A 10,315-nucleotide genomic window follows, 5' to 3' on the forward strand; every position below is an offset into this window, starting at 1 on the left:
AAGTCCTTTAGAAGGGGATGGCGGGTCCGGAGGCCATGCGCATCGCCTCCGCCCTGGCCCTCGCGGCCGCCTTCATCGCCGCCGCCTTCGCGGGCTGCATCGGCACGAACGACGCCCCGTCCCAGGACCCCGTAGACCCGGCGACGACCGACGCGGCGAAGCCGCGCGTGGTCATCGCCGTCATCGACACGGGCATGAATCTCTTCCACGAGGAGTATCGCCGCGCCGGCTTCGAGCCGCCCGCGTACCTCCCCGCGGACGCGACCGTCGTGCGCCTCGACTTCGACGCCGCGGACTTCGAGCCCGCGGTCGCGAAGAACCGCGCCGCGCTCGACGCGCTCGAGGCGAAGAAGCTCTACACCTTCCCCGGCACGAAGGTCGTGGGCGCCATCTCGTTCCGCTCCGAGAAGCTGGACGGCTGGCCCCTCATCCTCGACAAGCCGAAGAGCTACACGCACGGCACGATGACGACGAGCCGCGCGGCCGGCAACACGATCGCGATCGGCGGCGCGGACGACGTGGACCTCGTGATCGTCCAGGGCTTCTCGCCCGAAGCGGTGGCGTGGGCCGCGGACCAGCCGTGGATCGACATCATCTCGATCTCCGCGGGCATCAGCCCCTACAGCATCGTCCCGCTCGTGCCGAACCTTCTCGACAATGGCGGCATCGAGGCGTACGTCAAGGCGAGCCATGCGAAGCCCTTCTTCGCCTCGACCGGCAACGGCGTGGGGAACATGGGTCTTCTCGGCTTCCCTTCGTGGCTGCGCGGCACGTCCGGCGTTCCGGACGCGATCAGCGTCGGCGCGAACGACAACGACAAGATGTCGCACTGGCACAACCAGGACCCCTACATCTCCGCGGACGGCTGCGACAACCCGGCCGCGAGCGCCTCGTCCACCGCGAAGATCGCCGACACGGGCGGCGGCACGTCGAGCGCCACGCCCTTCAGCGCGGGCGGCGGCGCCAAGATGCTCCTCGAGGCGCGCCGCATCCTCGGCCACACCGCGGTCGGCGCCGTCGTCGATTCGACGCTCACCCTCCCCTCGGGCGCGTGGGACTCGCTCCGCAAGGCCGACGAATCCGTCGTCCTCGCGCGCGCGGACGGCAACGCGACGCTCCCGGCCGCGGGCCCGCTCGCGGACGGCGTCTTCACGCTGCGCGAGTTCAAGGACGTGCTCTACCACACGGCCCTCGCGAAGCCCACGAACGACCCGAGCGACGGCCGCGCCTGCGGCGCCGAGCCCGCGGGCGGCGTCGTCCCCGGCGACGCGATCCCGGAGGACGCCCGCTTCGCCTGGCAGGGCTACGGCGAGGTCAACCACCTCTCCATCGAAGCGGCGGTCAAGGTCCTCGCGGGAGAGTCCGAGCTTCCGAAGCGCCCCGGCGCAGACCGCGAGTACGCCCGCGTCCACGCGATCAAGTCGGGGGTCGTGACGGGCCCGCTCGCGGACGTTCCCGCGCCGCTCGCCCTTCAGTAGCGGCCGAGCTTGCCGGAGGCGAGCGCGCGCCGCTCCATGATCCGGAACGCCGTGTAGCCGACCGCCATGTGGGCGGCGCCCGTGAGCGCGAGCATCGTGAACGGACCCGCGAGCTCCGCGAAGCCGAGGCCGAGGAGGAGCGCGCCGCGCGCCACCTCGATGCCATGCGTCAGCGGGAAGGCCATGCTGACGACCTGCGCCCAGCCCGGAAGCGCGGAGATCGGGAACATCATGCCCGAAAGCAGGATCACGATCGGCGCGAGGAGGATCGCGAGCGCGAACGGCTGCTTCCAGATGAGGCCCGCCGCGGCCATGAGGAAGCCGAAGCCCTGGAGCGCGAAGAGCGTGAGGACGAGGCCCGCGAGCGCGACGAGGACGCTCGAGGGCGTGAGGACGAGCGAGACGAACATCGCCCCGACGGCGACGACGATGGCGGTGTCGAGGAGCATCGCCGTGAGGCCCGCAAGCGTCTTCGAGAACATCCAGACGAAGCGGTTCATCGGCGTGAGCGCGACGAGGTCCCACGTCCCCGCGCTTTCCTCCTCATAGACCGCGTTCCCGCCGCCTTCGAGCGCGGTCTGCGCGAGCCCGTTGAACGCAAGCCCGAGGAGCACGAACGCCAGGTAGTCCGGATAGCCGGTGGCTTCGAGGAAGCGCGGCGGCGTGCCGCCTCCCGCGACGATGCGGGCGATGACCCACGCGGAGGCAAAAAGCATGAAGGGGCCGATGAGCTCCGCGACGAGCCAGCCCGCCCACGTGTAGAACCGGAACTGGCTCTTGAGGTTCAGGACGTAGGTCCCGCGGAACGTCCGCGCGTAGGTCTCAATAGACATGGAGCGTCCCCCGCCTCTTCGCCTCCTTCTCCATGCGGCCGATGAGATACGCTCCGATCGCGAAGAACACGACGGTCGAGAGGGCGAGCGCGAGAAGCTCGCCCGAGACGGCGGCGATGTCGCCCCCGGCGAGGAAGACGCGTCTCACGGCCGCGATGCCGTACGTCACTGGAATGGCGAAGCTCGCGTATTGGATCTGGGTCGGGAGCGCGCTTACGGGAAACTGCACGCCCGCGAGGAAGCGGATCGGCGCCTGCACCGCGGAGGAGAGGGGACCCGCGGAGCGCGTGAGGAGGTAGAAGCCCGAGAAGAACACGCCGAGGGCGACCATCGCAAGGAGCGCGAGGAGGACGGCGAGGAGCGCGGCTTCCGGGTGCGCGACGGTGAAGCGGGCGTCGAACGCGAACATCGCGATGACCATCGCAAGGAGGACCGTCCAACCGGAGTCGAGCAGACCGTAGACGCTCTCGCCGAGGATGAACGCGACGCGCGAGGTCGGCGCGAGCATGACGATCTCGAGCGTGCCGTACCAGCGCTCGCGCTGGATGGCCATGCCGCCTCGCCAGTTCATGCCGAGGAAGAACGAGAAGAGCGTCTGCCCGAGGATGAGGAAGCCGGTGAAGCCGGTCGTGCCGGCGGCTTCGGCGAACGCCTCGGCGATGCGCGCGGGGTCGGCGACGCCCGTGTAGGCGTACACGGCGATCGCGACCCAGACGAGGGGCGACAGGAGCCGTTGCAGGAGCCACGTCGGATAGGTGATCGAAAGGCGCCAGTTCTTGTAAAGCGCCGCGCGGATCGAACGGCCCCACGCGGTCGTCGTCATTCCAGGGTCTCCCCCGTGGCCCGCACGAACGCGTCCTCGAGCGTGGGCCGGTCGATGCGGTACTCGATGAGCGAGGCGCCCGCGCGCTTCACCGTCTCCGCGACCGCGGCCGCGAGCCCGTTCTCGGTCGCACCCTCCACGGGGAGGAGGCGGAACCGCGAAACGCCGCGCGCGGGATCGTGTCCCGCCTCCGTCGCGCGGGCGACGCCCGGCACCTCGCCCAGGCGCGCCGCGAGGGCGTCGCCGGCGCGCGCCACCTCGACGACGAGCGCGTGCGCGCCGCCATAGCGCTCCTTGAGCTCCGTGGGCGTGCCGACCGCGAGGATGCGGCCGCGGCTCATGATGGCGACGCGGTCCGAGAGCTGGTCGGCCTCGTACATGTAGTGCGTCGTGAGGACGACGGTCTTGCCATGCTTCGTGGTCAGATCCTTGACGAGGGCGCGGACGCTTCGCGCCGCGTGGGGGTCGAGCCCGATGGACGGCTCGTCGAGGAGGAGCACGTCGGGGTCGTTGAGGAGGCCGCGCGCGACGTGCAGCCGCTGCTTCATCCCCTTCGAATAGTTCTCGACGCGCTCATCGGCGCGGTCGGCGAGGTCCACGACGTCGAGCAGCGCGTCGATGCGACGGCGGGCGTCCTTCGCCGGCATGTCGTAGAGCTGGCTGAAGTACCAGAGGTTCTCGCGTCCCGTGAGGCGCCAGTACAGCGCGCGCTCGCCGCCGAGCACGACCCCGACCTTCCGCCGCACCGCGTCGGCGTCCTTCACGACGTCGAGGCCCGCGACCTCCGCGGTTCCCGAGGATGGAAGAAGGAGCGTGGAGAGGAGCTTCACGAGCGTGGTCTTTCCCGCGCCGTTCGGGCCGAGGAGGCCGAAGAACTCGCCGCGCGCGACCTCGAGGTCGACGTGGTCCACGGCGGTGATGGTCCCCTTCGGAGGTCCGCGACCCACGAGGCGCTTGATCGCGGCGCCCATGCCCTGCTCGGGCTTGCGGTCGAACGTGCGGACGAGGGCCTGCGCCCGGATCGCGGGTTCCGGCACGCGCGGGCGAACGGGCTCGGGCTTCTTGAGTCTGTCCTCAGCGGGACCGCGGTTCCTTCGCGCGCGGCGGCGGCGCGCTCAGGCTCGTGAGGTCGCGTTCGGCTTCCTTCGCGAGGCGCTCGGCCTCGTTGAGGTGGTCCACGTCGGGCTCGCCCTCGAGGCGACCGTCGCGCTTCGTGACGTGGCGCGTGGGCATGCTCCACGCTCGCGCGCGCGGACGCTTCAACCTTCCGTGACCCGCCGGATCTCGTCGAGGGCCTGCGGGTTCGCGAGCGCCGTGAGGTCGCCCGCTTCGCGACCTGTCGCGCGCGCCCTGACGGCCCGCCGGAGGATCTTCGCGTTGCGCGTGCGCGGCAGATCGCGCACCGGATGGATGCCCGCGGGCCTGAACGGTTTCCCGAGCGCCTCCGCGACCGCCTTCGCGAGCTTGGCCTCCACCTCGGGCGTCGCGGAGACGCCCGGCTTGAGGATGACGTACGCATGCACGCTCTCGCCCTTCACCGGGTCGGGAACGCCGATCGCGGCCGCCTCGACGACGAGACCCGTGTCGACGAGGATGCTCTCCACCTCGGCGGGTCCGACGCGTTTTCCGGCGATCTTGATCGTGTCGTCGCTCCTGCCGTGCAGATACCAGTTGCCCTCCGCGTCGATCGAGGCGAAGTCGCCGTGGTACCAGAGACCGGGCCAGCGCGACCAGTACGTCTCGATGAAGCGCTCGGGGTCCTTCCAGAGCCCGCGCGTCATGCCCGGCCACGGACGCTTCGCGACGAGCTCGCCCACGGTGCCGCGGGGAACCGGGTTTCCGGCATCGTCGACGACGTCGACCGCCATGCCGAGCGCGGGGTGGCCGAGGCTCGTGGGCCTGAGGGGCGTGAGCGGCGTCGGGGACAGGAAGCAGGCGCCGACCTCGGTCCCGCCCGAGAGGTTGATGATGGGGCAGCGCTCGCCGCCGATCTCCCTGAAGGTCCAGAGCCACGGCTCGGGGTTCCAGGGCTCGCCGGTGGAGGCGAGGATGCGCAGCGACGAGAGGTCGTGCTCCCGCGGCGGCTCGTCGCCGTGCTTCATGAGGCTGCGGATGAGCGTGGGCGAGATGCCGAGGATGGTGACGCCGTGGCGCTCGACGAGCGACCACAGGCGGTCGGGCGCGGGCCAGTCCGGGGAGCCCTCGTACAGCAGCACCGTGCCGCCGAGCGCGAGGCCGCCGACGATCTCCCACGGCCCCATGATCCAGCCCATGTCCGTGAACCAGAACAGGATGTCGTCCTCGCGCAGATCGACCTGGTGCGCGACCTCCTGCGCGACCTTCACCATGAACCCGCCGTGGACGTGCACGGAGCCCTTCGGTCGGCCCGTCGTGCCGCTCGTGTAGATGACCATCCATGGGTCCTCGGCATCCATCGGCTCGGTGGCGCGGAGGGTCCCGGCGGAAGCGACGGCCTCGGCCCAGTCCACGTCCCGCTCGTCGTGCCACGGCACGGCCGCGAGCTCGCCGAGGCGGCGATGCACGACGACCGTCGCGACCGAGGGCACGCGGTTGACGGCCTCGTCCGCGATCTCCTTCATGAGAACGGGGTCGCCGCGCCGGAGGAACCCGTCGGCCGTGACGAGCGCCTTCGCGTCCGCGTCCTTCAGGCGCTTCTCGATCGCGTCCGCGCCGAAGCCCGAGAAGAGCGGGACGAAGATGCCGCCCACCTTCGCGATCGCGAGGAGCGCCGCGGCCGCCTCGGGGATCATCGGCATGTAGACGCCGACCGCGTCGCCCTTCCCGATGCCGCGCGCGCGAAGGACGTTCGCGAGGCCGTCCACGAGGACCGAGAGATCGCGGTACGAGAGCTTCCGCACCTCGCCGTTCTCGCCTTCCCAGACGATCGCGAGCTTGTTGCGGCGCGGGCCCGTCGCGTGCCGATCCACGCAGTTGAGCGCGATGTTCGTGCGACCGCCGACGAACCACTTCGCCCACATGACGCCCGCGGACTCGTCCACGACGTCCTTGTAGGGCTCGTACCAGTCGAAGCCGAGGTCGCGCTCGACCTCGCCCCAGAACCAGGCGACGTCCCCCTGGGAGCGCGCGAGCAGGTCCTCGTAGCGCTTCGCGCCGACGCGCCGCATGAATCGGGCGACGTTCGCCTCGGCCGCGATCTCGGGCGTGGGCCGCCACACGATCCCCGCGGGGTCCGCCATCGCGCGGGGAAGGCGAGGGGCGACCTTCAAGCCTCCGTATCGACGGCCGCGCCAATGGGCTCATACCAAGGCAGATTGCAGCCACATGCATGCCGGTCGTCCGCTTCTCCCCCGAGTTCGGCGACGCCCTCGGCGCGCTCGAGGCCCTCGAGGTCGAGGTCTTCGGCGACACGGTCGGCGAATGCCTGCGCCTCGCGGGCGTGCGCCTCGGCGCGTCCGACGTGGTCGAGCACGCCTTCGAGGGCCGCGGGGAGTTCGCGACGCTCGCGCGGGACGTCGCGGTCGTCGTGAACGGCCTGCGCGTGCGCGACGCCGACGACGTCGTTTCTCCCGGGGCGATCGTCGAGGTGTCGCCCCTCGGCGCCGGCCCCCGGCGGCCCGAGGCCCCGGAAGGTTCATGACGGGGCCCGGCTTCTTGGCGCCCGGTGGTCTGAGCTGCTCCAGAAGCTCAAGTCCCGTCACCCGATCGACATCCCGGACCCGTGGCGCCGCACCGTCATCCTCGTCGGCGTCATCACGGCGATCGCGGGCCTCTTCCTCGCCCTCCCCCTCGGCGCGAACCTGTGGTACGGCTTCGGCGGCCTCACGCCCCACCTCGGGACCGTCATCGCGGTCGCGATCGGGCTCGGCTCGCTCGGCGTCTCGATGGCCGTCCTGACGCTGTTCGCGCGCTACTGAGCGCGGGTTCGATCGTTCGAGGCGCGTTCCCGCCATCTTTATGCCGTTTCCCGCACCAGGGGAAACCTGAGCGGATTTGCCCACCCTCGAACGGGAGCGCTTCGACCGTCTCCTCGCGGTCCTCGACGAGCTCGTGGACGCGAACACGGACGCGCCCATCCTCGTGGAAGGCCCGCGCGACGTGGCGGCCCTGCGCGCCCTCGGGTGCGCGGGCGTCGTGACGGCCGTCAACCGCGGCGTGAGCCTCGTCTCGCTCTGCGAGTCCGTCGCTGCGGCCGCGCCGCGCCGCGTCATCCTTCTCACGGACTGGGATCGTCGGGGCGAACGCCTCGTCGAGGACCTGTCCAGGCTCCTTTTCGCGAACGGCGCCCGCGTCGACCGGGCCTATCGCGATCGGATCCGCTCGAACCTGGACACGGGTGTGAACGACGTCGAAGCCCTGTCGGCCTACGTCGGGACGCGCGTCGACGCCTATTTCGGCCTCACGCTCGCCGAGCGGCGCGGGGGCGTCGCGCCGCGTCACATCTCCCTGTAATCCGGGAGATCCCGGCGAAGGTTACCCCAGAGATCCGGGCTCCACCCGAGGGCCTGTCGGGCCCGCGAGGCGTCGTAGGTCATGGGGATGGAGAGGCCCCGGAGGAGCTCTCCCGAGACGGGCGGCGTCCGGCCGGCCGCGTTGTAGGCGCGCTCCACGAGCGTCGCGCCCGCGCGCAGGAGACCCGCGGGGACGAGCGCCTTCGGGGGCTTCGCGCCCGCGAGCTTCGCGAAACGCGCGAAGAACTCCGAGGTCGGCATGTTGTCGCTCACGAGGAGGAACGGTCCGCGCGCGGGACCCGCCGCCATCGCGAGCGTGGCCTCGACGACGTCGCGCACGTGCACCCACCCCTTCGTCGCGTCGCCCGCGAGGCCGACCGGAACGCGCCCGCGCGCGGCGGCGGCGAGGAGCGGGTCGAACGCGCTGCCCACGCCGACGACGAGGCCCGGCATCGGGAGCGCGATCTGGAGGTCCGGATACTCGAGCGCGATCGCATGCGCCGCCCGCTTCGTCTCCTCGTAGAGGGAGATCGGCGCGCGGTCCGTCCGCGTCTCCTCGGTCATGACGCCCGGCGCGCGGCCGAGCGCCGCGATGGACGACACGTGGATCGCCTTCCGGGCGCCCGCCGCGCGCGCCGCGTCGAGGACGTGCCGCGTGGCGTCCACGTTGGTCGCGCGGAAAAGGGACCGCTTCCTGCGCGGGATGCCGTAGCCCACCCAGGCCGCGCCGTGGATCACGATGTCCTGCCGCTCGATGACGATCGATCGGGGGTCGGTGACGCTTCCCTCGTGCACCGCGACGCCCTTGAGCGCGAGCACCTTCGCGCGCTCGGACGGCCGGGCGAGGGCGGTGACCTCCGCGCCCTCCGCGAGGAGCGCGTCGACGAGGTGGCCGCCGATGAAGCCTGTCGCGCCCGTGACGTACACGCGGCGCCCCGCGAATCGGCCGGGGAGGGGATCGCTCACGGCCCGCGAACGCCCCCTGTGCTGAAAACGCTTCTCAACGCCTCGGACCGACGGCGACGAGGGCCTGGTCCCCCTGGTAGCCGAGGGCGGCCTCGAGATCCTTCGCGTTGAGCGTGGCGCGGGCCGCGGTGTCGTGGAGCGGGTCGTGCACGACGTAGCCGCGGTGCGAGCGCTCGCCCACGACGACCCAATGCGGGATGTCCTTTTCGTCCTCGCTGAAGTGGCCCGTGTCGGTGAGGATGATGGGGACCTCGCCCGCGTCGAGCGCGCGGTCGACGTCCGCGAGCGCGACGGGTCGCACCTCTTCGCGGATGCCCGCCGCGAGGGTGCGGGCGCGAAGGTCGTCCCAGATGCGGCCGAGCGCGTCCTGCCACGGCCCCACGTACATCCGCGCGCGGATGCGGGCCTCGAACGGCGGGTTGGTCGAGGAGACGACGAGCCGCGTCGAGAATCCGCGTCGCCACGCGGCGAGCGCGAGGCCGTGCGGCATCGTCGCGGGCACGGCCCCGATGGTCGCCTCGCGCCAGAGGTCCACCTCGAGCTCGAAGCTGTGCGGGGTCGCCGCGTCCTGGGCCTTCAGCGCCATGAGAAGGCAGGCGGGACCGCACGAGAAGTCGAGCGTCTGCTTGTAGAAAGGGACGTCCACGGGGCCCCGAGGGCCCCGTGGGTAGAAAACAGGTCCGGCCGCCTACACGAGCGTGACCGAGTAGTCGGACGGGTGCGTGACCTCGTCGACCGTGAGGCCCGCGTACGTCATCATCGTCTCAGCGAAGGGGCCTCGGTGTTGCTGGGACCCCTTGAGGACCTCGTTCGAGCGGAAGACCTGGTCGGCCACCTTCGCCGGCGCGAACACCGAGCCCTGGCGCATCATCGTGTAGGGGACGGTCCACGTGATCGTCGAGCTTCCGGGGTCGAAGCGGACGGTGACGTCGTCGAGGTAGTACCGGTGCGCGTGTCCGGTGTGAAGCCATGCATACGTGCCCGGCTCGCTGGGGATGTGCGGGGATTCGCGCGGCATGCCGAGGTAGCGGGCGTTCGGCAGGCCCCGGTGGGACGTCTCCCGGAGGTAGACTTCCGCGTGGAGGTCGATGTCCGCGGCGCTTGCATGCGAGCGGTACAGGCGCACCGCGACGTGGTAGTAATCCAGGTTGTGCGCCACGGGATCGGGCTGGGACAGGTCTCGGACGGCCGCGGTGACCGTGATCGCCTGACCATTGCTCGTGATCCAGACGCCGAGGATGTCGAGCGGGCCGAGGTCGGCATCCGCCGGGTCTTCGACGACCCGCGGCGGCGCCGCGAGGACGGTCGGAAGGAGCACGAGCGCGGTGGTCGCGACGCAAAATGTAGCCTTGAGTCTCATCATTTCCAGTCTCCCAGGGGCCGGGACCCCGGATCGGGACGGGTCGGGATATAGAAGGCCTTTTCGCGCTTCGAGAATGAGACTTCAATAACCGGCCTTCAGGCCGAGGCGACCTTGAACACCGGGTCGAGGATCCCGCGCCGCTTGCAGGAGGGACATTTCGAGGGCGCCTTGGGCTCCTCGCTCGCGAAGATGAACCCGCAGGCGTCGCACCGCGCGGGGACCATGAAGAGGCGCTCCTCCGCGTGCCGGAGCGACATCTGGAGGTGCCGGAGGTCCGCAAGAAGCGTCGAGCGGTCGATCTCGAAGATGTCTTCGATCTCCCGCAGGGCAAAACCCTCTTCGCGGCTGCCGAGAAGCTCCCTCAGCCGCAATCGGCGGGTCTTCATGGCCACCCCAGGGTTCGACCTCCTCGAACATAGGCG

At 70.9% G+C, this 10,315-nt stretch carries 12 protein-coding genes; 3 read left to right on the forward strand and 9 right to left on the reverse strand.

What is annotated here, in order from left to right; translation table 11 throughout:
• The first annotated feature begins 35 nt into the window (after positions 1-35).
• Positions 36-1,478, forward strand: coding sequence for a S8/S53 family peptidase (locus tag VM889_03570; GenBank protein ID HVL47614.1), 1,443 nt, complete (start codon positions 36-38; stop codon positions 1,476-1,478).
• Here VM889_03570 and VM889_03575 read toward each other — a convergent pair.
• From VM889_03575 to VM889_03595, 5 genes are read right to left on the reverse strand one after another with little or no spacing between them, the layout of a single operon-like run.
• Entirely contained in the window at positions 1,472-2,311 is an 840-nt protein-coding gene (locus tag VM889_03575) for an ABC transporter permease (GenBank protein HVL47615.1), read from the reverse strand. The two genes, VM889_03570 and VM889_03575, sit on opposite strands and share 7 nt — an antisense overlap.
• Positions 2,301-3,134 carry an ABC transporter permease gene (locus VM889_03580; protein HVL47616.1) on the reverse strand — a complete coding sequence of 278 codons (834 nt, stop codon included), beginning with the start codon at positions 3,132-3,134 and terminating at the stop codon, positions 2,301-2,303. The genes VM889_03575 and VM889_03580 overlap by 11 nt, the downstream gene beginning before the upstream one ends.
• Positions 3,131-4,171, reverse strand: a complete 1,041-nt coding sequence (locus tag VM889_03585; GenBank protein HVL47617.1) for an ABC transporter ATP-binding protein — start codon at positions 4,169-4,171, stop codon at positions 3,131-3,133. Before VM889_03585 ends, VM889_03580 begins: the two co-directional genes overlap by 4 nt.
• Positions 4,172-4,208: 37 nt before the next feature.
• The gene (locus VM889_03590) at positions 4,209-4,367 is read right to left on the reverse strand and encodes a hypothetical protein (protein HVL47618.1); all 159 of its coding nucleotides are present in this window, start codon (positions 4,365-4,367) and stop codon (positions 4,209-4,211) included.
• A gap of 26 nt (positions 4,368-4,393) precedes the next feature.
• Entirely contained in the window at positions 4,394-6,352 is a 1,959-nt protein-coding gene (locus VM889_03595) for an AMP-binding protein (GenBank protein ID HVL47619.1), read from the reverse strand.
• 89 nt (positions 6,353-6,441) lie between these two features.
• Here VM889_03595 and VM889_03600 point away from each other — a divergent pair, with 89 nt between their 5' ends.
• Complete coding sequence (locus tag VM889_03600; GenBank protein ID HVL47620.1) at positions 6,442-6,753, forward strand: ubiquitin-like domain-containing protein; 312 nt, start codon at positions 6,442-6,444, stop codon at positions 6,751-6,753.
• Between the two features lie 353 nt (positions 6,754-7,106).
• Positions 7,107-7,565, forward strand: coding sequence for a toprim domain-containing protein (locus VM889_03605; GenBank protein HVL47621.1), 459 nt, complete (start codon positions 7,107-7,109; stop codon positions 7,563-7,565).
• On the opposite strand, the gene VM889_03610 is transcribed toward VM889_03605, so the two are convergent.
• The 4 genes from VM889_03610 to VM889_03625 form a co-directional block, all read right to left on the reverse strand.
• Positions 7,550-8,530, reverse strand: coding sequence for an NAD-dependent epimerase/dehydratase family protein (locus VM889_03610; protein ID HVL47622.1), 981 nt, complete (start codon positions 8,528-8,530; stop codon positions 7,550-7,552). The genes VM889_03605 and VM889_03610 overlap by 16 nt on opposite strands.
• Positions 8,531-8,564: 34 nt before the next feature.
• Positions 8,565-9,176, reverse strand: a complete 612-nt coding sequence (locus VM889_03615; protein ID HVL47623.1) for a peptidase C39 family protein — start codon at positions 9,174-9,176, stop codon at positions 8,565-8,567.
• 42 nt (positions 9,177-9,218) lie between these two features.
• Positions 9,219-9,890, reverse strand: coding sequence for a hypothetical protein (locus tag VM889_03620; protein HVL47624.1), 672 nt, complete (start codon positions 9,888-9,890; stop codon positions 9,219-9,221).
• A 98-nt stretch (positions 9,891-9,988) separates the two neighbouring features.
• Positions 9,989-10,285: a hypothetical protein gene (locus VM889_03625; GenBank protein HVL47625.1), complete on the reverse strand. Its 297-nt coding sequence runs from the start codon at positions 10,283-10,285 to the stop codon at positions 9,989-9,991.
• Positions 10,286-10,315: the final 30 nt, after the last annotated feature.

Source organism: Candidatus Thermoplasmatota archaeon (assembly GCA_035540375.1).
Lineage (GTDB): Archaea > Thermoplasmatota > SW-10-69-26 > JACQPN01 > JAJPHT01 > DATLGO01.

Bases quoted from the DNA above. Each gene is read 5' to 3' on its own strand.
- VM889_03575 (HVL47615.1), bottom strand. From the start codon at position 2,311: ATGTCTATTGAGACCTACGCGCGGACGTTCCGCGGGACCTACGTCCTG.
- VM889_03595 (HVL47619.1), bottom strand. From the start codon at position 6,352: ATGGCGGACCCCGCGGGGATCGTGTGGCGGCCCACGCCCGAGATCGCG.
- VM889_03570 (HVL47614.1), top strand. From the start codon at position 36: ATGCGCATCGCCTCCGCCCTGGCCCTCGCGGCCGCCTTCATCGCCGCC.
- VM889_03580 (HVL47616.1), bottom strand. From the start codon at position 3,134: ATGACGACGACCGCGTGGGGCCGTTCGATCCGCGCGGCGCTTTACAAG.
- VM889_03590 (HVL47618.1), bottom strand. From the start codon at position 4,367: ATGCCCACGCGCCACGTCACGAAGCGCGACGGTCGCCTCGAGGGCGAG.
- VM889_03620 (HVL47624.1), bottom strand. From the start codon at position 9,890: ATGAGACTCAAGGCTACATTTTGCGTCGCGACCACCGCGCTCGTGCTC.
- VM889_03600 (HVL47620.1), top strand. From the start codon at position 6,442: ATGCCGGTCGTCCGCTTCTCCCCCGAGTTCGGCGACGCCCTCGGCGCG.